At 66.8% G+C, this 23413-nt stretch carries 18 protein-coding genes and 1 tRNA gene; 16 read left to right on the plus strand and 3 right to left on the minus strand.

What is annotated here, in order from left to right; all coding sequences use genetic code 11:
• Nucleotides 1-7 precede the first annotated feature (7 nt).
• A complete protein-coding gene (locus tag ACFVV1_RS25780; RefSeq protein ID WP_389993493.1) occupies nt 8-643 on the minus strand; it encodes an NAD(P)-dependent oxidoreductase in 636 nt (211 codons plus the stop codon).
• Between the two features lie 87 nt (nt 644-730).
• On the opposite strand from ACFVV1_RS25780, the gene ACFVV1_RS25785 reads away from it, so the two are divergent.
• A complete protein-coding gene (locus ACFVV1_RS25785; RefSeq protein ID WP_389993495.1) occupies nt 731-1336 on the plus strand; it encodes a TetR/AcrR family transcriptional regulator in 606 nt (201 codons plus the stop codon).
• A gap of 24 nt (nt 1337-1360) precedes the next feature.
• On the opposite strand, the gene ACFVV1_RS25790 is transcribed toward ACFVV1_RS25785, so the two are convergent.
• Together ACFVV1_RS25790 and ACFVV1_RS25795 are read right to left on the minus strand one after the other, a co-directional pair.
• Nucleotides 1361-2383, minus strand: coding sequence for an adenosine deaminase (locus ACFVV1_RS25790; RefSeq protein WP_389993497.1), 1023 nt, complete (start codon nt 2381-2383; stop codon nt 1361-1363).
• A gap of 246 nt (nt 2384-2629) precedes the next feature.
• Nucleotides 2630-3856, minus strand: coding sequence for a pyridoxal phosphate-dependent aminotransferase (locus ACFVV1_RS25795; RefSeq protein WP_389993500.1), 1227 nt, complete (start codon nt 3854-3856; stop codon nt 2630-2632).
• A 225-nt stretch (nt 3857-4081) separates the two neighbouring features.
• Here ACFVV1_RS25795 and ACFVV1_RS25800 point away from each other — a divergent pair.
• The 15 genes from ACFVV1_RS25800 to ACFVV1_RS25870 all read left to right on the plus strand — a co-directional run bounded on the left by ACFVV1_RS25800 (nt 4082) and on the right by ACFVV1_RS25870 (nt 23270).
• Nucleotides 4082-4154, plus strand: a tRNA-Trp gene (locus ACFVV1_RS25800).
• A 106-nt stretch (nt 4155-4260) separates the two neighbouring features.
• Nucleotides 4261-4548: a preprotein translocase subunit SecE gene (gene secE / locus ACFVV1_RS25805; RefSeq protein ID WP_362195896.1), complete on the plus strand. Its 288-nt coding sequence runs from the start codon at nt 4261-4263 to the stop codon at nt 4546-4548.
• Between the two features lie 73 nt (nt 4549-4621).
• Complete coding sequence (nusG, locus tag ACFVV1_RS25810) at nt 4622-5509, plus strand: transcription termination/antitermination protein NusG (protein ID WP_389993504.1); 888 nt, start codon at nt 4622-4624, stop codon at nt 5507-5509.
• 176 nt (nt 5510-5685) lie between these two features.
• Entirely contained in the window at nt 5686-6120 is a 435-nt protein-coding gene (gene rplK / locus ACFVV1_RS25815) for a 50S ribosomal protein L11 (protein ID WP_006126872.1), read from the plus strand.
• Between the two features lie 81 nt (nt 6121-6201).
• Complete coding sequence (gene rplA, locus ACFVV1_RS25820; RefSeq protein WP_389993506.1) at nt 6202-6924, plus strand: 50S ribosomal protein L1; 723 nt, start codon at nt 6202-6204, stop codon at nt 6922-6924.
• Nucleotides 6925-7086: 162 nt separating this feature from the next.
• Entirely contained in the window at nt 7087-7989 is a 903-nt protein-coding gene (locus ACFVV1_RS25825; protein ID WP_389993508.1) for a hypothetical protein, read from the plus strand.
• Between the two features lie 323 nt (nt 7990-8312).
• A complete protein-coding gene (gene rplJ / locus ACFVV1_RS25830; RefSeq protein WP_266358738.1) occupies nt 8313-8843 on the plus strand; it encodes a 50S ribosomal protein L10 in 531 nt (176 codons plus the stop codon).
• Nucleotides 8844-8954: 111 nt separating this feature from the next.
• Nucleotides 8955-9338 carry a 50S ribosomal protein L7/L12 gene (gene rplL / locus ACFVV1_RS25835; protein WP_093897231.1) on the plus strand — a complete coding sequence of 128 codons (384 nt, stop codon included), beginning with the start codon at nt 8955-8957 and terminating at the stop codon, nt 9336-9338.
• Between the two features lie 619 nt (nt 9339-9957).
• Nucleotides 9958-13443: a DNA-directed RNA polymerase subunit beta gene (gene rpoB / locus ACFVV1_RS25840; RefSeq protein ID WP_389993512.1), complete on the plus strand. Its 3486-nt coding sequence runs from the start codon at nt 9958-9960 to the stop codon at nt 13441-13443.
• A gap of 129 nt (nt 13444-13572) precedes the next feature.
• The gene (locus tag ACFVV1_RS25845; protein WP_389993515.1) at nt 13573-17472 is read left to right on the plus strand and encodes a DNA-directed RNA polymerase subunit beta'; all 3900 of its coding nucleotides are present in this window, start codon (nt 13573-13575) and stop codon (nt 17470-17472) included.
• Between the two features lie 475 nt (nt 17473-17947).
• A complete protein-coding gene (rpsL, locus tag ACFVV1_RS25850; protein WP_003948652.1) occupies nt 17948-18319 on the plus strand; it encodes a 30S ribosomal protein S12 in 372 nt (123 codons plus the stop codon).
• Nucleotides 18320-18321: 2 nt separating this feature from the next.
• On the plus strand, nt 18322-18792 hold the full coding sequence (gene rpsG, locus ACFVV1_RS25855) for a 30S ribosomal protein S7 (RefSeq protein ID WP_093897234.1): 471 nt from the start codon (nt 18322-18324) through the stop codon (nt 18790-18792).
• A gap of 38 nt (nt 18793-18830) precedes the next feature.
• A complete protein-coding gene (gene fusA, locus ACFVV1_RS25860; RefSeq protein WP_389993518.1) occupies nt 18831-20960 on the plus strand; it encodes an elongation factor G in 2130 nt (709 codons plus the stop codon).
• 161 nt (nt 20961-21121) lie between these two features.
• Nucleotides 21122-22315, plus strand: coding sequence for an elongation factor Tu (tuf, locus tag ACFVV1_RS25865; RefSeq protein ID WP_093897236.1), 1194 nt, complete (start codon nt 21122-21124; stop codon nt 22313-22315).
• A 304-nt stretch (nt 22316-22619) separates the two neighbouring features.
• Nucleotides 22620-23270 carry a hypothetical protein gene (locus ACFVV1_RS25870; protein WP_389993522.1) on the plus strand — a complete coding sequence of 217 codons (651 nt, stop codon included), beginning with the start codon at nt 22620-22622 and terminating at the stop codon, nt 23268-23270.
• The last annotated feature ends 143 nt before the right edge of the window (nt 23271-23413 follow it).

A 23413-nucleotide genomic window follows, 5' to 3' on the forward strand; every position in this document is an offset into this window, starting at 1 on the left:
GCGTGGCTCAGTACGCCACGCCCACGCCCTGCTTCACCGCGGCCGGATCGTCGATCAGCGCGAGCATCGCGTGCGCCACATCGGCCCGTGAGATGGTCCGGCCTCTGCGGGGACTGCTGCCGAAGGCCGTCCGGTACTTCCCCGTCAGCGGCCCGTTGGTGAGCTTCGGCGGCCGTACGGACGTCCAGTCCGTCGCACTCCGGGCCAGTGCGGCCTCCATCCGCGTCAGGTCCGCGTAGACCTCCTTGAGGATCGCCCCGACCACCTTGCGGAGCATCCGGTCCACCAGCGGGTCGTCGGCCGGCCGGGGGCCGACCGGGGCCGCGCTGACCACAAGCAGCCGCCGCGTCCCCTCGGCCTCCATCGCCTGCAGCACCGACCGGGTCAGCCGCTCGGCGACCCCGTCGGCCTTCCGGCCGCGCGAGCCGAGCCCGGAGAGCACCGCGTCCCGGCCCGCGACCGCCTCGCGCAGCGCCTCCGGATCGTCGATGCGCGCCGCGGCGTGGACCTGTACGTCGGAGAGCGGGACGGGCAGCCGCGCAGGATCACGGACCACCGCCGTCACCTCGTGGCCCGCCGCCACCGCCTGGCGGACGATCTCCTGGCCGACACCGCCCGTCGCACCGAACACTGTGATCCTCATTGCGCACCCTCCCGGGGTGGGTAAGTATTCACTCACCCCTACAGTGAGTGGATACTCACCGCCTCGTCAAGCTTCATTGGAGCGCACATGGAGCAGAAGCCGGCCCGCGTCCGTATCGTCGACGCCGCCCATCAGCTGATGCTCACCATCGGCCTGGCCCGCGCCACCACCAAGGAGATCGCCCGAGCCGCCGGCTGCTCGGAGGCCGCGCTCTACAAGCACTTCCCGAGCAAGGAGGAGCTGTTCGTGGCCGTACTCAAGGAACGGCTGCCCAAGCTCAACCCGCTGCTGAAGCGACTCGTCGTGTCACCGGGAGCGGGGGAGCGGACCGTCGAGCAGAACCTCACCGAGATCGCCCGCCAGGCCGCCCTCTTCTACGAGCAGAGCTTCCCGATCGCCGCCTCGCTGTATGCCGAGCCCAGGCTCAAAGAACGCCACAACGACGCGATGAGGGAGCTGGGCACCGGCCCCCACGTGCCCATCCGCGGCCTCGACGCGTATCTGCGCTCCGAACAGGCCGCCGGCCGGGTGCGGGCCGACGCGGACACCTACGCGGCCGCCTCACTGCTCCTGGGCGCCTGTGCGCAGCGGGCCTTCGCCTACGAGGCCACGGAGGGCGGGGGACCGCCGCAGTCCCTCGACGCGTTCGCCGTGTCCGTGGCCAAGACGCTGATACGGGGGCTCGTGGCGTAGACCGTCCCCCATCGCCGGCAGGTCTCAGCCCGCCGGCTTCGACAGCCAGTTGTCGATGCCCGTCAGGAGCCCGGTCCGAACCGCGGCCGGAGCCGCGGAGCCCCGCACCGACTGCCGGGCCAGTTCCGCGAGCTCCTCGTCCGTGAACGCGTGGTGGCGCCGTACGAGGTCGTACTGCGCGGCCAGCCGGGAGCCGAAGAGCAGCGGATCGTCCGCGCCCAGCGCCATCGGTACTCCGGCCTCGAACAAAGTGCGCAGGGGTACGTCGGCGGGCTTCTCGTAGACGCCCAGCGCCACGTTCGACGCCGGACACACCTCGCAGGTCACTCCCCGCTCCGCCAGCCTGCGCAACAGCCGGGGATCCTCGGCGGCCCGTACGCCGTGCCCGATCCGGGACGCGTCGAGATCGTCCAGACAGTCCCGCACGCTCGAAGGGCCGGCCAGCTCGCCGCCGTGCGGGGCCGCCAGCAGACCGCCGTCGCGGGCGATGGCGAAGGCCCGGTCGAAGTCCCGGGCCATTCCGCGCCGCTCGTCGTTGGAGAGCCCGAATCCGACCACGCCCCGGTCGGCGTACCGCACCGCGAGCCGGGCCAGGGTCCGGGCGTCCAGCGGGTGCTTCATCCGGTTCGCCGCGATCACCACCCGGATCGGCAGACCGGTCTCGCGCGACGCGCTGTCCACCGCGTCCAGGATGATCTCGATCGCCGGGATCAGCCCGCCGAGAAGCGGGGCGTACGAGGTGGGGTCGACCTGGATCTCCAGCCAGCCGGAGCCGTCCGCGACGTCCTCCTGGGCCGTCTCGCGCACGAGCCGCCGGATGTCCTCGGGGGCCCTCAGACAGGACCGGGCGATGTCGTAGAGCCGCTGGAAGCGGAACCATCCGCGCTCGTCCGTCGCCCGCAGTCTGGGCGGTTCGCCGCCGGTCAGGGCCTCCGGCAGATGCACGCCGTACTTGTCGGCGAGTTCGAGCAGGGTCGTGGGCCGCATCGACCCGGTGAAATGCAGGTGTAGGTGGGCCTTGGGCAACAGCCGGACGTCACGATCCATGTCCGATCACCTTCTGTAGCTGCTACGCTCCGCACTGTGCCGAAAGGCATCGGGCAGGGCTTGTCCGTCACGAGGCCGATCATCAGGCCGAATGAGAAGCCCCCTGTTGTTGGGGGAGGAGTCACTCGAGGATCCTGCCGCAAGGATCTCGGCCCAGGCAGCCGGATTCATCGAACGAGGGCTTGCCTGAACGCATAAGCGGGCTCCCGGCTCAGCCGGGAGCCCGCTTATGCGCAACACGGAACGTCAGGCCTTGGCCTCGCCCAGCAGCTTCTGGAGCCGCGAGACGCCCTCGACGAGGTCGTCGTCGCCCAGGGCGTACGAGAGCCGCAGGTAGCCCGGCGTACCGAAGGCCTCGCCCGGTACGACCGCGACCTCGGCCTCGTCCAGGATCAGCGCCGCCAGCTCGACGGAGGTGGCCGGGCGCTTGCCGCGGATCTCCTTGCCGAGCAGCTCCTTGACCGAGGGGTACGCGTAGAACGCGCCCTCGGGCTCCGGGCACAGCACGCCGTCGATCTCGTTGAGCATGCGGACGATGGTCTGCCGGCGCCGGTCGAAGGCGGTCCGCATCTCGGCGACCGCGTCCAGGTTCCCCGAGACGGCGGCCAGCGCGGCGACCTGGGCGACGTTGGAGACGTTGGACGTGGCGTGCGACTGCAGGTTGGTCGCGGCCTTGACGACGTCCTTGGGGCCGATGAGCCAGCCCACGCGCCAGCCGGTCATCGCGTACGTCTTGGCGACGCCGTTGACCACGATGCACTTGTCGCGCAGGGCGGGCACGATCGCCGGCAGCGAGGTGAACTTCGCGTCGCCGTAGACCAGGTGCTCGTAGATCTCGTCGGTGAGCACCCACAGGCCGTGCTCGACGGCCCACTCGCCGATCGCCTTGGCGTCGGCCTCGCTGTACACCGCACCGGTCGGGTTCGACGGGGAGACGAACAGGACGACCTTCGTACGCTCGGTACGCGCCGCCTCCAGCTGCTCGACGGAGACCCGGTAGCCGGTCGTCTCGTCGGCCACGACCTCCACCGGGACACCGTCGGCCAGCCGGATCGACTCGGGGTAGGTGGTCCAGTACGGAGCCGGGACGATGACCTCGTCGCCCGGGTCGAGGATCGCGGCGAACGCCTCGAAGATGGCCTGCTTGCCGCCGTTGGTCACCAGGATCTGGGCGGCGTCGACCGCGTAGCCGGAGTCGCGCAGCGTCTTCTCCGCAATGGCGGCCTTGAGCTCCGGAAGCCCTCCCGCCGGGGTGTAGCGGTGGTACTTCGGGTTGCGGCAGGCCTCGACCGCGGCCTCGACGATGTAGCCGGGGGTCGGGAAGTCGGGCTCACCGGCACCGAAGCCGATCACCGGACGGCCGGCGGCCTTGAGAGCCTTGGCCTTGGCGTCGACGGCGAGGGTGGCGGACTCGGAGATTGCACCGATGCGGGTGGAGACCCGGCGCTCGGACGGAGAAGTTGCAGCGCTCATGGCCCCCATGGTCCCAGACCGCGATCCCTGTCGGCACAGGGGTTTCAGGGACCGGACAGGACTCGGACAGCATGCGGACAACATGCGACCAGGAGTTGTCGGGAGCTATCTGTTCGACGCCGGGCCGCTGAACACGTACACTCACCTGTCGTTGGCCTTCACCAGCCACACCGTTCTCGCACCCGGAGCATCCGGGAAGATGCGGTAGGTTGGTGGAAACCACAAAGGGTCGTAGCTCAATTGGTAGAGCACTGGTCTCCAAAACCAGCGGTTGGGGGTTCAAGTCCCTCCGGCCCTGCTACACACTCCCTCGCCAGGAAGTGTGCGCATGTACGTACTTCAATGCACCGCCGTGCGGCTCCACCGGGCGCGGCACGGCCATGACCCGGAATCAGGTGAGAAGCGTGACGGACGCCGTGGGCTCCATCGACATGCCTGATGCCGAGGATGAAGTACCCGAGTCCAAGAAGAAGGCTCGGAAGGGCGGCAAGCGCGGAAAGAAGGGCCCTCTGGGGCGCCTCGCGCTGTTCTACCGCCAGATCGTGGCCGAGTTGCGCAAGGTTGTCTGGCCGACTCGTAATCAGCTGACGACATACACCACCGTGGTGATTGTCTTCGTCGTCGTCATGATCGGTCTGGTGACCGTGATTGACTTCGGGTTCCAGCGGGTCGTGAAGTACGTCTTCGGCTGATCCCGCGGAGGGCGCCTCATGGGCGCCCCTTTCGCATGTTCCACCCATATGTATCCAGGAAGAAGCAGCCACCGTGTCTGACCCGAACCTGAACGACGCCGTCGAGCCGACGGCGGGCGCCTTCGAGTCCGCCGAGGACGAGCTCGACATCGTCGAGGCGGCGGACGCCGAGGAGCCGGACCAGGCTGAAGCTGCCGACGCCGCCGCAGGTGAGCCCGCCGAGCAGGCGGCCCTGCACACCGAGGACGACGCCGAGGCCGCCGAGACCGGTTCCGAGGGCGACGCGAACGACGACGAGCCCGCCGAGGGCGACGAGGCGGAGGAGGCCGAGCCGGCCGCCCCCGTCGACGCCGTCACGGCCCTGCGCGAGGAGCTGCGCGGCCTTCCCGGCGAGTGGTACGTCATCCACACGTACGCCGGTTACGAGAAGCGCGTGAAGGCCAACCTGGAGCAGCGCGCCGTCTCGCTCAACGTCGAGGACTTCATCTACCAGGCCGAAGTGCCCGAGGAAGAGATCGTCCAGATCAAGAACGGCGAGCGCAAGAACGTCCGCCAGAACAAGCTGCCGGGCTACGTCCTGGTGCGCATGGACCTGACGAACGAGTCCTGGGGCGTCGTCCGCAACACCCCCGGCGTCACCGGCTTCGTGGGCAACGCCTACGACCCGTATCCGCTGACGCTCGACGAGATCGTCAAGATGCTCGCCCCGGAGGCCGAGGAGAGGGCCGCCCGCGAGGCCGCCGAGGCCGAGGGCAAGCCGGTGCCGTCCCGCAAGGTCGAGGTGCAGGTGCTCGACTTCGAGGTGGGCGACTCGGTCACCGTCACCGACGGCCCGTTCGCGACGCTGCAGGCGACGATCAACGAGATCAACGCCGACTCGAAGAAGGTCAAGGGCCTCGTCGAGATCTTCGGCCGCGAGACCCCGGTCGAGCTCAGCTTCGACCAGATTCAGAAGAACTAGCGGCTTTCCGCCAGATTCTGGACACATGCCTACCCAGCAGGTCAGACCGGCTCCACGGCCGGTCTGACCTGCTCGGTTTTTGGTCGCGCAGCCATACCCGTTATCGTTGTGCGGTATGCCTCCATCCGGATGACCGGACGGCGGCGAAACACTCTCACTAGGACCCGGAGAGAGCAATGCCTCCCAAGAAGAAGAAGGTCACGGGGCTTATCAAGCTCCAGATCAATGCCGGTGCGGCCAACCCGGCCCCGCCGGTCGGCCCCGCGCTCGGCCAGCACGGCGTCAACATCATGGAGTTCTGCAAGGCCTACAACGCCGCGACCGAGTCGCAGCGTGGCATGGTCGTGCCGGTGGAGATCACGGTCTACGAGGACCGCTCCTTCACCTTCGTCACCAAGACTCCGCCGGCCGCGAAGCTGATTCTCAAGGCCGCGGGCGTGGAGAAGGGCTCCGGCGAGCCGCACAAGACCAAGGTCGCCAAGCTGACGGCTGCCCAGGTCCGTGAGATCGCCACGACGAAGCTCCCCGACCTGAACGCCAACGACCTCGACGCCGCGTCGAAGATCATCGCTGGCACCGCCCGTTCCATGGGCATCACGGTCGAAGGCTGATTCAGCCCCTCACGTCCTCAGTGGTAGGGCCAAGCGCTGGCCCGCACCACGACTCCACACCCTGAAACCACAGGAGCAGAAGTGAAGCGCAGCAAGAACCTCCGCGCTGCGGACGCCAAGGTCGACCGGGCGCGCAACTACGCCCCGCTCGAGGCCGTCCGTCTCGCCAAGGAGACCGCCTCCACCAAGTTCGACGGCACCGTCGAGGTCGCGTTCTGCCTGGGTGTCGACCCTCGCAAGGCCGACCAGATGGTCCGTGGCACCGTGAACCTCCCGCACGGCACCGGCAAGACCGCCCGGGTCCTGGTCTTCGCGACCGGTGACCGTGCTGCGGCCGCGGAAGCCGCGGGCGCCGACATCGTCGGCTCCGACGAGCTCATCGACGAGGTGGCGAAGGGCCGTCTGGACTTCGACGCCGTCGTCGCCACCCCGGACCTCATGGGCAAGGTCGGCCGCCTCGGCCGGGTGCTCGGTCCGCGTGGTCTGATGCCGAACCCGAAGACCGGCACCGTCACCCCCGACGTCGTGAAGGCTGTCAACGACATCAAGGGCGGCAAGATCGAGTTCCGCGTCGACAAGCACTCGAACCTGCACTTCATCATCGGCAAGGTCTCGTTCGACGAGACCAAGCTGGTGGAGAACTACGCAGCGGCGCTGGAGGAGATCCTCCGTCTGAAGCCGTCCGCCGCCAAGGGCCGCTACATCAAGAAGGCGACCCTGGCCACCACGATGGGTGCCGGCATCCCGCTGGACGCCAACCGCACCCGTAACCTCCTCGTCGAGGAGGACCCGGCCTCCGTCTGAGCCCCCGCGCTCGGCAGCAAGCCGCGTCACGTGTGACATTGACGGGCCCCGCAACCTTTTGAGGTGCGGGGCCCGTCCTCGTATCCGTATGCAACCGGTGGCTGTGTCGGAGCTGTGCGTTAGCGTGAGGCTCCGAGAGCCGAACGAGGGGTGGAAGCGGACATGAGGACCAGTACCGTGCGACGCGTGGGTCTGTCGGTAGCGGTGGCGGCGGCGTTGACGTCGGTCGCGGCCTGCGGCGGATCGGACGACAAGGGCGGCGACAACCGCGGCGGCGCCGTGGTGAAGGCCGACCCGATAGCCGCGTTGCGCAATGTGCAGAAGAAGACCGGTGGGGAGAGCTCGGCGAAGGTCGAGGGCACCACGCAGATGGGCACCATCATGTCCATGAAGCAGAGCGGCACCATCGACTGGACCGACGGTCTCACCGGCACCATGGAGATCACGTACACCGGCGGCACCATGGCGGACACCATGAAGCAGAACGGTGGCACCGGCACCATGCAGGCCCGCTACTTCAAGGACGGCTACGCCGTCAACATGGGCGAGGCCTTCGCCAGGCAGGCAGGCGGCAAGCACTGGATCAACTACGGCTACGCCGACCTCGCCAAGCTCGCCGGCGCCTCCGGCGAGGCGATGAAGCAGCAGATGCAGAACACCACCCCCGACCAGGGCGTGAAGTCCCTGCTGGCTTCCGGTGACGTGAAGAAGGTCGGCCAGGAGGACGTGCGCGGAGTCTCCGCCACGCACTACTCCGGCACCCTTGACGTCGCCGCGCTGACCGCGAAGAACTCCGAGCTCGACGCCGGCCAGCTCGCCCAGCTGAAGAAGCAGCTGAGCGACGCCGGGATCACCACGGAGCAGGTCGACATCTGGGTCGACGAGAACGACCTGCTGGTCAAGAAGACCGAGCGCGGCCAGATGAAGACCGGCGAGCTGAATTCGACGGTGTACTACAGCGACTACGGCACGAAGGTCTCGATCGAGGAGCCCCCGGCCAATGACACGGTCGACTTCACCGACCTCGTGAAGCAGCAGCAGGGCGCCGGCACGGGCGCCGGCTGAGACCGTCCGGCGACCGGGCGACGAAGTTCCCGGTCGCCGGACGGCCCAAACCTCCCGCACCGCCCGAACAGAGACGGATTTGCCCGGCGCGACGTCGGTCGCGTATTCTCCTACAGAAGCCAAAGACCGCTGGTCGTTGCTGCGCTCTCGCAAGAGGGAGCAGTGACCGAAGGATCCGTCGAGTACGGGCGACCCGCGCAGGTGACTGTGGAAAGCTCCCGGACTTCGTTCGGTCGAGCTACGCCCTGGCGCCTGCGCCGGGGCGTTCGTCTTTCCCGGCCCCTTCTGAGCGGTCCTCATCACCCGGAAGGAGGCCGACGCTCATGGCAAGGCCCGACAAGGCTGCCGCGGTAGCCGAGCTGACGGACCAGTTCCGCAGCTCGAACGCCGCTGTGCTGACCGAGTACCGGGGTCTCACCGTGGCGCAGCTCAAGACGCTGCGTCGTTCGCTCGGTGAGAACGCCCAGTACGCCGTGGTGAAGAACACGCTGACCAAGATTGCGGCCAACGAGGCCGGGATCACTTCGCTGGACGACCAGTTCACTGGTCCGACGGCGGTTGCCTTCATCACCGGTGACCCGGTGGAGTCGGCGAAGGGTCTTCGTGACTTCGCCAAGGACAACCCCAACCTCATCATCAAGGGCGGTGTCCTTGATGGTAAGGCGCTGACCGCGGATGAGATCAAGAAGCTCGCGGACCTCGAGTCCCGCGAGGTTCTGCTCGCCAAGCTGGCGGGCGCCATGAAGGGCAAGCAGACTCAGGCTGCTCAGGTCTTCCAGGCGCTCCCGTCGAAGTTCGTCCGCACCGCGGAGGCGCTTCGTGCCAAGCAGGCCGAGCAGGGCGGTGCCGAGTAATTCGGCTCGCGCAATGATCGTCGCTTGACTGGGCGACGGTCGCAGCGGGCCGAACGTACGCCCGCCTACATGTAACTCCGGCACCTGCCGAATTAGTGGAAGGACGCCATCATGGCGAAGCTGTCCCAGGACGACCTGCTCGCGCAGTTCGAAGAGATGACCCTCATCGAGCTCTCCGAGTTCGTGAAGGCCTTCGAGGAGAAGTTCGACGTCACCGCCGCCGCCGCGGTCGCCGTTGCCGCCCCGGGTGCCCCCGGTGCCGCCGCTGAGGCCGTCGAGGAGCAGGACGAGTTCGACGTCATCCTCACCGGCGCCGGCGAGAAGAAGATCCAGGTCATCAAGGTCGTGCGTGAGCTGACCTCGCTGGGCCTGAAGGAGGCCAAGGACCTCGTCGACGGCACCCCGAAGCCGGTCCTCGAGAAGGTCGCCAAGGAGGCCGCCGAGAAGGCTGCCGAGTCCCTCAAGGCCGCCGGCGCTTCCGTCGAGGTCAAGTGACTCAGGGAGTCCGCTGACTCCTTCTGACTGCCCGTGCCGCACGGCACGGACGTCAATTGACGAAGGGCGATCACCCATCCGGGTGGTCGCCCTTCGGCGTACCCGCAGCGGCTGCCTTGCTCTTCCGGCGGCGACGAGTATGGTGATCTTCGCCGTTGCCTCTCGGGGCCGGCCTCTCGGCCCCGAGAGGTGGCCGGCTGAGGGAACCGGGGCAATGTCCCGGCAGGGGGGCCTTGACGAACGGCACGAGGCGCGCAATTCTCAGGACGCGTCGTCACATCGATCCGAATCCGAGGCATGGATCGTGGACGAAGAGGGCAGTAAAGAAGAGCGCACCGCGCGCACCGGCTAGTCATAGGTGTTGAGAACAGCTGTTGAGAGCTACGTGGGTCTCTGAGAACCCCGACTGGACATCAGTGTGCCGTTTGGCTACACTGACCCTTTGCGCTGCCTGTTAGCTGCCTCCTGCCCGTCACCAGAGGCATGCCCACGCTTGAGCACCCATGACTGACCGTCTCTGACCTGGCCGTCTTCGGCCGAATCAGGAACAGACCGTCTCCGTGTCCAGCTTGGGGCCGGTACGCGCGTAGTGAGTCCGAGCCCTCGGAAGGACCCCCTCTTGGCCGCCTCGCGCAACGCCTCGACCGCGAATACGAACAACGGTGCCAGCACCGCCCCGCTGCGCATCTCCTTTGCAAAGATCAAGGAGCCCCTCGAGGTTCCGAACCTCCTCGCGCTGCAGACCGAGAGCTTTGACTGGCTCCTCGGCAATGCCGCCTGGAAGGCTCGCGTCGAGGCTGCTCTGGACAGTGGACAAGACGTCCCCACCAAGTCCGGCCTGGAGGAAATCTTCGAGGAGATTTCACCGATCGAGGACTTCTCCGGGTCGATGTCGCTTACGTTCCGCGACCACCGCTTCGAGCCCTCGAAGAACTCGATCGACGAGTGCAAGGAGCGCGACTTCACGTTCGCCGCCCCGCTCTTCGTCACGGCCGAGTTCACCAACAACGAGACCGGCGAGATCAAGTCCCAGACGGTCTTCATGGGCGACTTCCCGCTCATGACCAACAAGGGCACCTTCGTCATCAACGGCACCGAGCGTGTCGTCGTGTCGCAGCTGGTCCGCTCGCCGGGTGTCTACTTCGACTCCTCCATCGACAAGACGTCCGACAAGGACATCTTCTCCGCCAAGATCATCCCGTCCCGGGGTGCCTGGCTGGAGATGGAGATCGACAAGCGCGACATGGTCGGTGTCCGCATCGACCGCAAGCGCAAGCAGTCCGTGACCGTTCTGCTCAAGGCTCTCGGCTGGACGACCGAGCAGATCCTGGAGGAGTTCGGCGAGTACGAGTCCATGCGCGCCACCCTGGAGAAGGACCACACCCAGGGCCAGGACGACGCGCTGCTTGACATCTACCGCAAGCTGCGTCCGGGCGAGCCTCCGACCCGTGAGGCCGCGCAGACGCTGCTGGAGAACCTCTACTTCAACCCGAAGCGTTACGACCTGGCGAAGGTCGGCCGCTACAAGGTGAACAAGAAGCTCGGCGCGAACGAGCCGCTGGACGCCGGCGTGCTCACCAGCGACGACGTCATCGCCACCATCAAGTACCTGGTGAAGCTGCACGCCGGTGAGACCGAGACGGTCGGCGAGTCCGGTCGCTCGATCATGGTCGAGACCGACGACATCGACCACTTCGGCAACCGTCGTATCCGTAACGTCGGCGAGCTGATCCAGAACCAGGTCCGTACGGGTCTCGCCCGTATGGAGCGCGTCGTGCGTGAGCGCATGACCACCCAGGACGTCGAGGCGATCACGCCGCAGACCCTGATCAACATCCGGCCGGTCGTCGCCTCCATCAAGGAGTTCTTCGGCACCAGCCAGCTGTCCCAGTTCATGGACCAGAACAACCCGCTGTCGGGCCTGACGCACAAGCGTCGTCTCAACGCGCTGGGCCCGGGTGGTCTCTCCCGTGAGCGGGCCGGCTTCGAGGTCCGTGACGTGCACCCGTCGCACTACGGCCGCATGTGCCCGATCGAGACGCCTGAAGGCCCGAACATCGGTCTGATCGGTTCGCTCGCTTCGTACGGCCGCATCAACGCGTTCGGCTTCATCGAGACGCCGTACCGCAAGGTCGTCGAGGGTCAGGTCACCGACGAGGTCGACTACCTGACCGCCGACGAGGAGGACCGCTTCGTCATCGCGCAGGCCAACGCGCCGCTGACCGACGAGCTCCGGTTCGTCGAGCCCCGCGTGCTGGTCCGCCGTCGTGGTGGCGAGGTCGACTACGTGCCCGGCACGGACGTCGACTACATGGACGTCTCGCCGCGCCAGATGGTGTCCGTCGCCACCGCGATGATCCCCTTCCTGGAGCACGACGACGCCAACCGTGCCCTCATGGGCGCGAACATGATGCGTCAGGCGGTGCCCCTGATCAAGTCGGAGGCCCCGCTCGTCGGCACCGGCATGGAGTACCGCTGCGCCACCGACGCCGGTGACGTGCTCAAGGCCCAGAAGGACGGTGTGGTCCAGGAGGTCTCCGCGGACTACATCACCGTGACCAATGACGACGGCACGTACACCACGTACCGCATCGCCAAGTTCATGCGCTCCAACCAGGGCACCTCGGTCAACCAGAAGGTTGTCGTCTCCGAGGGCGACCGGGTCGTCGCCGACCAGGTCCTCGCCGACGGTCCGGCCACCGAGAACGGTGAGATGGCCCTCGGCAAGAACCTGCTCGTGGCGTTCATGCCGTGGGAGGGTCACAACTACGAGGACGCGATCATCCTGTCGCAGCGCCTCGTCCAGGACGACGTCCTCTCCTCGATCCACATCGAGGAGCACGAGGTCGACGCCCGTGACACCAAGCTCGGCCCGGAGGAGATCACCCGGGACATCCCGAACGTCTCCGAGGAGGTCCTCGCCGACCTCGACGAGCGCGGCATCATCCGTATCGGTGCCGAGGTCGTCGCCGGCGACATCCTCGTCGGCAAGGTCACGCCCAAGGGTGAGACCGAGCTGACCCCCGAGGAGCGCCTGCTCCGTGCGATCTTCGGTGAGAAGGCGCGCGAGGTGCGCGACACCTCGCTGAAGGTGCCGCACGGTGAGATCGGCAAGGTCATCGGCGTCCGCGTCTTCGACCGCGAAGAGGGCGACGAGCTGCCGCCGGGCGTGAACCAGCTGGTCCGCGTCTACGTCGCGCAGAAGCGCAAGATCACCGACGGTGACAAGCTCGCCGGCCGTCACGGCAACAAGGGCGTCATCTCGAAGATCCTCCCGATCGAGGACATGCCGTTCCTGGAGGACGGCACCCCGGTCGACATCATCCTCAACCCGCTGGGTGTCCCGTCCCGAATGAACCCGGGACAGGTCCTGGAGATCCACCTCGGCTGGCTCGCCAGCCGCGGGTGGGACGTCTCCGGCCTCGGTAACGAGTGGGCCAAGCGCCTGCAGGCCATCGGCGCCGACCAGGTCGCCCCCGGCACCAACGTCGCCACCCCCGTCTTCGACGGTGCGCGCGAGGACGAGATCTCCGGTCTCTTCGAGGCCACGATCCCGAACCGCGACGGCGACCGCCTGGTGCAGCCCTCCGGCAAGGCCCACCTGTTCGACGGCCGCTCCGGCGAGCCGTTCCCGGAGCCGGTCTCGGTCGGGTACATGTACATCCTCAAGCTGCACCACCTCGTCGACGACAAGCTGCACGCTCGTTCGACGGGCCCGTACTCCATGATCACCCAGCAGCCGCTGGGTGGTAAGGCCCAGTTCGGTGGACAGCGCTTCGGTGAGATGGAGGTGTGGGCCCTTGAGGCTTACGGCGCCGCATACGCCCTCCAGGAACTGCTGACGATCAAGTCCGACGACGTGACCGGCCGCGTGAAGGTCTACGAGGCGATCGTCAAGGGCGAGAACATCCCCGAGCCCGGCATCCCCGAGTCCTTCAAGGTGCTCATCAAGGAAATGCAGTCGCTCTGCCTCAACGTGGAGGTGCTGTCCTCGGACGGCATGTCCATCGAGATGCGCGACACGGACGAGGACGTCTTCCGCGCGGCGGAGGAGCTCGGTATCGACCTGTCCCGGCGCGAGCCGAGCAGCGTCGAAGAGGTCTGACGGGTTGGCCGGCCGGATCCCCGTGATCCGGCCGGCTCTCCCCGGACCCGTTCAGACCATTGCTGAAGTGCCCCGATTTCTCGCGTGACGCGAGGGGGCTCGAACCCCCGAAAGAGGGATTGACGACAAGTGCTCGACGTCAACTTCTTCGACGAGCTGCGGATCGGCCTTGCCACCGCGGACGACATCCGGACCTGGTCCCACGGCGAAGTGAAGAAGCCGGAGACCATCAACTACCGCACGCTCAAGCCCGAAAAGGACGGACTCTTCTGCGAGAAGATCTTCGGTCCGACCCGGGACTGGGAGTGCTACTGCGGCAAGTACAAGCGTGTCCGCTTCAAGGGCATCATCTGTGAGCGCTGTGGCGTCGAGGTCACGCGCGCCAAGGTGCGCCGTGAGCGCATGGGTCACATCGAGCTTGCCGCTCCCGTCACCCACATCTGGTACTTCAAGGGCGTCCCGTCGCGCCTGGGCTACCTGCTGGACCTCGCGCCGAAGGACCTCGAGAAGGTCATTTACTTCGCCGCGTACATGATCACGTTCGTGGACGAGGAGCGCCGTACGCGCGACCTGCCCTCGCTGGAGGCGCACGTCTCCGTCGAGCGTCAGCAGGTCGAGAACCGTCGCGACGCCGACCTCGAGGCCCGTGCCAAGAAGCTCGAGACCGACCTGGCCGAGCTGGAGGCCGAGGGCGCCAAGGCCGACGTGCGCCGCAAGGTGCGCGAGGGTGCCGAGCGCGAGATGAAGCAGCTGCGCGACCGTGCGCAGCGCGAGATCGACCGTCTCGACGAGGTGTGGAGCCGCTTCAAGAACCTCAAGGTCCAGGACCTGGAGGGCGACGAGCTGCTCTACCGCGAGCTGCGTGACCGCTTCGGCACGTACTTCGACGGCTGCATGGGCGCCGCCGCCCTGCAGAAGCGCCTGGAGTCGTTCGACCTGAACGAGGAGGCCGAGCGCCTCCGCGAGATCATCCGTACCGGCAAGGGCCAGAAGAAGACCCGGGCGCTCAAGCGCCTCAAGGTCGTCTCCGCGTTCCTGCAGACCAGCAACAAGCCCAAGGGCATGGTGCTCGACTGCGTGCCGGTCATCCCGCCGGACCTGCGTCCGATGGTGCAGCTGGACGGTGGCCGCTTCGCGACCTCCGACCTGAACGACCTGTACCGCCGTGTGATCAACCGCAACAACCGCCTCAAGCGTCTCCTCGACCTCGGTGCCCCCGAGATCATCGTGAACAACGAGAAGCGGATGCTGCAGGAGGCCGTCGACGCGCTGTTCGACAACGGCCGCCGCGGTCGCCCGGTCACCGGTCCCGGCAACCGCCCGCTCAAGTCCCTCAGCGACATGCTGAAGGGCAAGCAGGGTCGATTCCGTCAGAACCTTCTCGGTAAGCGTGTGGACTACTCCGCGCGTTCCGTGATCGTCGTCGGCCCGCAGCTCAAGCTGCACCAGTGCGGTCTGCCGAAGGCCATGGCGCTGGAGCTCTTCAAGCCGTTCGTGATGAAGCGCCTGGTCGACCTGAACCACGCGCAGAACATCAAGTCGGCCAAGCGCATGGTCGAGCGTGGCCGCACCGTGGTGTACGACGTCCTCGAAGAGGTCATCGCCGAGCACCCGGTGCTGCTGAACCGTGCACCGACGCTGCACCGCCTCGGCATCCAGGCCTTCGAGCCGCAGCTGGTCGAGGGCAAGGCCATCCAGATCCACCCGCTCGTCTGCACCGCGTTCAACGCGGACTTCGACGGTGACCAGATGGCCGTGCACCTGCCGCTCTCCGCGGAGGCGCAGGCCGAGGCCCGCATCCTGATGCTGTCCTCGAACAACATCCTGAAGCCGGCCGACGGTCGTCCCGTCACCATGCCGACCCAGGACATGGTGCTGGGCCTGTTCTTCCTCACCACGGACGAGGAGGAGCGCAAGGTCATCGGTCAGGGCCGCGCGTTCGGTTCCACCGCCGAGGCGATCATGGCCTTCGACGCCCGGGAGCTCTCGCTCCAGACGCAGGTCGACATCCGCTTCCCGGTGGGCACCATCCCGCCGCGTGGCTGGGTGCCGCCGGTCGCCGAGGAGGGTGAGCAGGAGTACCAGCAGGGCGACACGTTCCGGCTGCGTACGTCCCTGGGCCGCGCGCTCTTCAACGAGCTGCTGCCCGAGGACTACCCGTTCGTCGACTACTCGGTGGGCAAGAAGCAGCTCTCCGAGATCGTCAACGACCTGGCCGAGCGCTACCCCAAGGTCATCGTGGCGGCGACGCTCGACAACCTGAAGGCGGCCGGTTTCCACTGGGCGACCCGTTCCGGCGTCACCGTCTCCGTTTCGGACATCGTCGTGCCGGAGGCCAAGAAGGCCATCGTCCAGGGCTACGAGGCGCAGGACGAGAAGGTCCAGAAGCAGTACGAGCGCGGTCTGATCACCAAGGACGAGCGCACGCAGGAGCTCATCGCGATCTGGACCAAGGCGACCAACGAGGTTGCCGAGGCGATGAACGCGAACTTCCCCAAGACGAACCCCATCTTCATGATGGTTGACTCGGGTGCCCGAGGAAACATGATGCAGATGCGTCAGATCGCCGGTATGCGTGGTCTGGTGTCCAACGCCAAGAACGAGACGATCCCGCGTCCCATCAAGGCGTCCTTCCGTGAGGGCCTCACCGTTCTGGAGTACTTCATCTCCACGCACGGTGCCCGTAAGGGTCTGGCGGACACCGCCCTGCGTACCGCCGACTCGGGTTACCTGACCCGTCGTCTGGTGGACGTCTCGCAGGACGTGATCATTCGCGAGGAGGACTGCGGCACCGACCGCGGCCTCAAGCTGAAGATCGCCGTCAAGGGTGCGGACGGTGTGCTCCGCAAGACGGAGGACGTCGAGACCTCGGTCTACGCCCGCATGCTCGCCGAGGACGTCGTCGTCGACGGCAAGGTCATCGCGCCTGCCAACGTCGACCTCGGTGACGTCCTGATCGACGCCCTGGTGGGCGCCGGCGTCGAGGAGGTCAAGACCCGTTCGGTCCTGACCTGTGAGTCCACGGTCGGCACCTGTGCCTTCTGCTACGGACGCTCGCTCGCCACCGGCAAGCTGGTCGACATCGGTGAGGCGGTCGGCATCATCGCCGCCCAGTCCATCGGTGAGCCCGGTACCCAGCTGACGATGCGTACCTTCCACACCGGTGGTGTGGCCGGTGACGACATCACCCAGGGTCTGCCCCGAGTCGTCGAGCTCTTCGAAGCCCGTACGCCCAAGGGTGTCGCCCCGATCTCGGAGGCGGCCGGCCGCATCCGTATCGAGGAGACCGAGAAGACCAAGAAGCTCGTCGTCACCCCGGACGACGGCAGCGAAGAGACGCCGTTCCCGATCTCGAAGCGTGCCCGTCTGCTCGTGGGCGAGGGAGACCACGTCGAGGTGGGCCAGAAGCTCACCGTGGGTGCCACCAACCCGCACGACGTGCTGCGCATCCTCGGTCAGCGCGCGGTCCAGGTCCACCTGGTCGGCGAAGTCCAGAAGGTGTACAACTCGCAGGGCGTGTCGATCCACGACAAGCACATCGAGATCATCATCCGGCAGATGCTGCGCCGCGTGACGATCATCGAGTCCGGCGACGCGGAGCTGCTGCCGGGCGAGCTCGTCGAGCGCTCGAAGTTCGAGACCGAGAACCGTCGTGTGGTCACCGAGGGCGGTCACCCCGCCTCCGGCCGTCCGCAGCTGATGGGTATCACCAAGGCCTCGCTCGCCACCGAGTCGTGGCTGTCGGCGGCGTCCTTCCAGGAGACGACCAGGGTTCTGACCGACGCGGCGATCAACGCCAAGTCGGACTCCCTGATCGGCCTCAAGGAGAACGTCATCATCGGTAAGCTCATCCCGGCCGGTACGGGCCTGTCCCGCTACCGCAACATCCGGGTCGAGCCGACCGAGGAGGCCAAGGCCGCGATGTACTCGGCCGTCGGCTACGACGACATCGACTACTCGCCGTTCGGCACGGGCTCCGGCCAGGCCGTTCCGCTGGAGGACTACGACTACGGTCCGTACAACCAGTAAGCGAGTCGCTTGATCGACCGGAGGGCGGTCATCCCGTTGCGTACGGGGTGGCCGCCCTCCGGCGTGTCCCGATGCGCTCCGGAGTGTGGTATGTCACGGCCGTGGCGCGTTCCGCACGCGGCCGGGTCCGGGGCGGCGCGCGAGCGGGGCCGTGGGTGCCCTGTACGGGGCCGTACGGGGCACGGAGGCCGGGTGTACGGGTCGGGACAAGCCGGGCGCCCGCGACGGCGTGTACCGGTGGACAGCATTTGTTTTGACCGGAGTCGACGAGGTGGGTACGCTCAGACCTTGTGCCTGGGGTGTGCCTGGGCTCGTGTGCGTGTCCTCAACCGCATGGCGAGTCCGTCAGTGGCCACCGCGATCTGCGCTCCTTCTGCCTTGCGGCAGGAGCCAGCAGTATTCGACACACCCGACCGCGTGGGTCGGTGACGTTCCAGGTTAGTTTCACGAACGGCACACAGAAACCGGAGAAGTAGTGCCTACGATCCAGCAGCTGGTCCGGAAGGGCCGGCAGGACAAGGTCGAGAAGAACAAGACGCCCGCACTCGAGGGTTCGCCCCAGCGCCGCGGCGTCTGCACGCGTGTGTTCACGACCACCCCGAAGAAGCCGAACTCGGCACTCCGTAAGGTCGCGCGTGTGCGTCTGACCTCCGGTATCGAGGTCACGGCCTACATCCCGGGTGAGGGACACAACCTGCAGGAGCACTCCATCGTGCTCGTGCGTGGTGGCCGTGTGAAGGACCTGCCGGGTGTTCGTTACAAGATCATCCGCGGCTCGCTCGACACCCAGGGTGTCAAGAACCGCAAGCAGGCCCGCAGCCGCTACGGCGCCAAGAAGGAGAAGTAAGAATGCCTCGTAAGGGCCCCGCCCCGAAGCGCCCGGTCATCATCGACCCGGTCTACGGTTCTCCTCTTGTCACCTCGCTGATCAACAAGATCCTGCTCAACGGCAAGCGTTCCACTGCCGAGCGGATCGTGTACGGCGCCATGGAAGGCCTCCGCGAGAAGACCGGCAACGACCCGGTCATCACGCTGAAGCGCGCGCTTGAGAACGTCAAGCCCTCGCTCGAGGTCAAGTCCCGCCGTGTCGGTGGCGCCACCTACCAGGTGCCGATCGAGGTCAAGCCCGGTCGCGCCTCCACCCTCGCGCTGCGCTGGCTCGTGGGTTACTCCCGCGCCCGCCGCGAGAAGACCATGACCGAGCGCCTCATGAACGAGCTGCTCGACGCCTCCAACGGTCTTGGCGCTGCCGTCAAGAAGCGCGAGGACACCCACAAGATGGCCGAGTCCAACAAGGCCTTCGCGCACTACCGCTGGTAGTCGCTACCCACATCGAGACCGAGAGAAGATTGAGCCTTATGGCCACCACTTCGCTTGACCTGGCCAAGGTCCGCAACATCGGGATCATGGCCCACATCGACGCGGGCAAGACGACCACCACCGAGCGGATCCTGTTCTACACCGGCGTTTCGTACAAGATCGGTGAAGTCCACGACGGCGCTGCCACGATGGACTGGATGGAGCAGGAGCAGGAGCGCGGCATCACGATCACGTCCGCCGCGACGACCTGTCACTGGCCGCTCGATGATGTTGACCACACCATCAACATCATCGACACCCCGGGTCACGTGGACTTCACCGTCGAGGTGGAGCGTTCGCTCCGCGTCCTCGACGGCGCCGTCACCGTGTTCGACGGTGTGGCGGGCGTCGAGCCGCAGTCCGAGACCGTCTGGCGTCAGGCGGACCGCTACGGCGTGCCGCGTATCTGCTTCGTCAACAAGCTCGACCGCACCGGTGCCGAGTTCCACCGCTGCGTCGACATGATTGTCGACCGCCTCGGTGCGGTTCCGCTGGTCATGCAGCTCCCCATCGGTGCCGAGGCCGGCTTCCGGGGCGTCGTCGACCTCGTGTCGATGAAGGCCTTCGTGTGGCCGGAAGAGGCAGCCAAGGGCGAGATGTACGACACGGTCGACATCCCGGACACCCACGTCGAGGCGGCTCAGGAGTGGCGCGGCAAGCTCCTTGAGGCCGTTGCCGAGCACGACGACCAGATGATGGAGCTGTACCTGGAGGGCGAGGAGCCCACCCAGGAGCAGCTGCACGAGGCGATCCGTCGGATCACCCTGGCGTCCAAGGGCAGTGCCGACTCGATCACCGTCACCCCGGTGTTCTGTGGCACCGCGTTCAAGAACAAGGGCGTTCAGCCCCTGCTCGACGCGGTCGTCCGCTACCTGCCTTCCCCCCTGGACGTCGAGGCCATCGAGGGCCACGACGTCAAGGACCCCGAGGTCGTCGTCAAGCGCAAGCCCTCGGACGACGAGCCGTTCTCCGGCCTGGCGTTCAAGATCGCGAGCGACCCGCACCTCGGCAAGCTCACCTTCGTCCGGATCTACTCCGGTCGCCTCGAGGCCGGCACCGCGGTGCTGAACTCGGTCAAGGGCAAGAAGGAGCGCATCGGCAAGATCTACCGCATGCACGCGAACAAGCGTGAGGAGATCGCGTCGGTGGGCGCCGGCGACATCGTCGCCGTCATGGGCCTGAAGCAGACCACCACCGGTGAGACGCTGTGTGACGACAAGAACCCGGTCATCCTGGAGTCCATGGACTTCCCGGCGCCGGTCATTCAGGTCGCCATCGAGCCCAAGTCCAAGGGCGACCAGGAGAAGCTGGGTGTCGCCATCCAGCGCCTCTCCGAAGAGGACCCGTCCTTCCAGGTGCACTCCGACGAGGAGACCGGCCAGACCATCATCGGTGGTATGGGCGAGCTTCACCTCGAGGTGCTCGTCGACCGCATGAAGCGCGAGTTCCGCGTCGAGGCGAACGTCGGCAAGCCGCAGGTCGCGTACCGCGAGACGATCCGCAAGGCCGTCGAGCGCATCGACTACACGCACAAGAAGCAGACTGGTGGTACCGGCCAGTTCGCGAAGGTGCAGATCGCTCTTGAGCCCATCGAGGGTGGCGACGCGTCCTACGAGTTCGTCAACAAGGTCACCGGTGGCCGCATCCCCCGTGAGTACATCCCCTCGGTGGACGCGGGTGCGCAGGAAGCCATGCAGTTCGGCATCCTGGCCGGTTACGAGATGGTGGGCGTCCGCGTCACCCTTCTCGACGGTGGCTACCACGAGGTCGACTCCTCCGAGCTCGCCTTCAAGATCGCCGGTTCGCAGGCGTTCAAGGAGGGTGCTCGCAAGGCGTCCCCCGTGCTCCTGGAGCCGATGATGGCCGTCGAGGTCACCACGCCCGAGGACTACATGGGCGATGTCATCGGCGACCTCAACTCCCGCCGTGGCCAGATCCAGGCCATGGAGGAGCGCAGCGGCGCTCGCGTCGTGAAGGGCCTCGTGCCCCTCTCGGAGATGTTCGGCTACGTCGGAGACCTCCGCAGCAAGACCTCGGGTCGCGCAAGCTACTCGATGCAGTTCGACTCCTACGCCGAGGTTCCGCGGAACGTCGCCGAGGAGATCATCGCGAAGGCCAAGGGCGAGTAACTCTCCCGAGCTCACGCTTTAGGCTTGTCACCGGAGCCTGGTGGGGCATTCGTCGCAGAGCGCAAGCAATGCGGTGAATGCCCCCCGGCACCGGCATCCCAGCAAAGATCACCTGGCGCCGATGAAGCAAGGCGTACAGAACCACTCCACAGGAGGACCCAGTGGCGAAGGCGAAGTTCGAGCGGACTAAGCCGCACGTCAACATCGGCACCATCGGTCACATCGACCACGGTAAGACGACCCTCACGGCCGCCATTACCAAGGTGCTGCACGACGCGTACCCGGACCTGAACGAGGCCTCGGCCTTCGACCAGATCGACAAGGCTCCCGAAGAGCGCCAGCGCGGTATCACGATCTCGATCGCGCACGTCGAGTACCAGACGGAGTCGCGTCACTACGCGCACGTCGACTGCCCGGGTCACGCCGACTACATCAAGAACATGATCACGGGTGCGGCGCAGATGGACGGCGCCATCCTCGTGGTCGCCGCCACCGACGGCCCGATGCCGCAGACCAAGGAGCACGTGCTCCTGGCCCGCCAGGTCGGCGTTCCGTACATCGTCGTCGCCCTGAACAAGGCCGACATGGTGGACGACGAGGAGATCCTGGAGCTCGTCGAGCTCGAGGTCCGTGAGCTCCTCTCCGAGTACGAGTTCCCGGGCGACGACCTTCCGGTCGTCAAGGTCTCGGCGCTCAAGGCGCTCGAGGGCGACAAGGAGTGGGGCCAGACCGTCCTCGACCTGATGAAGGCCGTCGACGAGTCGATCCCGCAGCCCGAGCGTGACGTCGACAAGCCGTTCCTGATGCCGATCGAGGACGTCTTCACGATCACCGGTCGTGGCACCGTCGTCACCGGTCGTATCGAGCGTGGTGTCCTGAAGGTCAACGAGACCGTCGACATCGTCGGTATCAAGACCGAGAAGACCACCACCACGGTTACCGGCATCGAGATGTTCCGCAAGCTGCTCGACGAGGGCCAGGCCGGTGAGAACGTCGGTCTGCTCCTCCGTGGCATCAAGCGCGAGGACGTCGAGCGCGGCCAGGTCATCATCAAGCCCGGTTCGGTCACGCCGCACACCGAGTTCGAGGCCCAGGCCTACATCCTGTCGAAGGACGAGGGTGGCCGTCACACCCCCTTCTTCAACAACTACCGCCCGCAGTTCTACTTCCGTACCACGGACGTGACGGGCGTTGTGACCCTTCCCGAGGGCACCGAGATGGTCATGCCGGGCGACAACACCGTCATGAACGTCTCGCTGATCCAGCCGGTCGCCATGGAAGAGGGCCTGAAGTTCGCCATCCGTGAGGGTGGCCGGACCGTGGGCGCCGGCCAGGTCACCAAGATCGTCAAGTAATTACCTGACTGTCTGACCTGGTTGCTCCGCACAGAGCACCAAGAAGGGCCCCGGCCCGCCGCGTAAGCGGTGGACCGGGGCCCTTCGGCGTTGACCGACGTTGGGGGTCCCGAGTCGGCCCACGGTGTCGCGTCGAGGTGCGGGGCCCCGTGGTGTGTCCGGGCGTCGGGCCGGGCCCGTGGGAATGCGCCCTGGCGGGCGGGGTCGGAGCCGTCGGCGGTCTTGCCGCGAGGATCAGCCGAGGGACCTCGTTCGGCACCAGGGCTGCCCTGTGGCGGCTGAGCGCGAAGGTGCGCGTCGCGAGGTGGCGGATGAACTGGAAGTGGCGAAAACTCCGCTGATCCGACGCCACCCAAGAACCTCCACAGCAGAAGAATCCGACAGCAGACAAGGGAAGGACGGACAGGCCCTGCGGAAGCCGGAGCGAGGCGTGATGTCGATGTGGGGCGGCGGCTTCGGCGCCGGACTCGTCGTGGCGGCCGTGGCCGCCGGCTCGGGCAGCGGATGGGTCATTGCCCTGGCCGCGGTCCTGGCCGTCCTGGCCGGGATTCTCTGCCGGGGTCTCTGCGGAAGCCGGGACGGGAGCACGGAGAGGCTTGAGGAAGGGGGTGAGGCGGCCGGACGGATCGGTGAACTCTATGAGATCTCACCGGAAAGCGGCGCGGAGATCGCGGCGTCCTCCACCGTCCGTCCCACTCCCTCCGACATCCGCTACGTGCTCACGACCAAGAGGCGCCGCGGCGGGTTCCTGAAATCGATCGCGGTGATCGAATCGGCGGACGACGGGCCGGTCGTGATGGAGATGTCGATACCCGCCGACACGGTCGCCGCTCTGCGACGAGTGGCGGACAAACCGGAAAGAGGCCGGATCCTCACGCGCTTCCTCGATTCGCCAGTCCATGTCGCCGACCGAACCCACCGGGATCCCGGTCGGGGTGGGCAAAAGCGCGGGTGACGGGGTGCGGCGGACGCGACCGGCCGCCTGGGATCCAGGGAAATCCCATGTCCGGCGGGTTGACGTGCCGTGCTGGATGCCGTCCTGGCCAGGCATGGCGACATACAGCACGGCCACGTCGGGCCGGGCGGCCGGCACGGTGG

This window comes from Streptomyces sp. NPDC058092, assembly GCF_042884935.1.
Classification (GTDB): domain Bacteria; phylum Actinomycetota; class Actinomycetes; order Streptomycetales; family Streptomycetaceae; genus Streptomyces.

Bases quoted from the DNA above. Each gene is read 5' to 3' on its own strand.
- ACFVV1_RS25780 (WP_389993493.1), bottom strand. From the start codon at position 643: ATGAGGATCACAGTGTTCGGTGCGACGGGCGGTGTCGGCCAGGAGATC.
- ACFVV1_RS25785 (WP_389993495.1), top strand. From the start codon at position 731: ATGGAGCAGAAGCCGGCCCGCGTCCGTATCGTCGACGCCGCCCATCAG.
- ACFVV1_RS25790 (WP_389993497.1), bottom strand. From the start codon at position 2,383: ATGGATCGTGACGTCCGGCTGTTGCCCAAGGCCCACCTACACCTGCAT.
- ACFVV1_RS25795 (WP_389993500.1), bottom strand. From the start codon at position 3,856: ATGAGCGCTGCAACTTCTCCGTCCGAGCGCCGGGTCTCCACCCGCATC.
- rplK (WP_006126872.1), top strand. From the start codon at position 5,686: ATGCCTCCCAAGAAGAAGAAGGTCACGGGGCTTATCAAGCTCCAGATC.
- ACFVV1_RS25825 (WP_389993508.1), top strand. From the start codon at position 7,087: ATGAGGACCAGTACCGTGCGACGCGTGGGTCTGTCGGTAGCGGTGGCG.
- rplJ (WP_266358738.1), top strand. From the start codon at position 8,313: ATGGCAAGGCCCGACAAGGCTGCCGCGGTAGCCGAGCTGACGGACCAG.
- rplL (WP_093897231.1), top strand. From the start codon at position 8,955: ATGGCGAAGCTGTCCCAGGACGACCTGCTCGCGCAGTTCGAAGAGATG.
- rpsG (WP_093897234.1), top strand. From the start codon at position 18,322: ATGCCTCGTAAGGGCCCCGCCCCGAAGCGCCCGGTCATCATCGACCCG.
- fusA (WP_389993518.1), top strand. From the start codon at position 18,831: ATGGCCACCACTTCGCTTGACCTGGCCAAGGTCCGCAACATCGGGATC.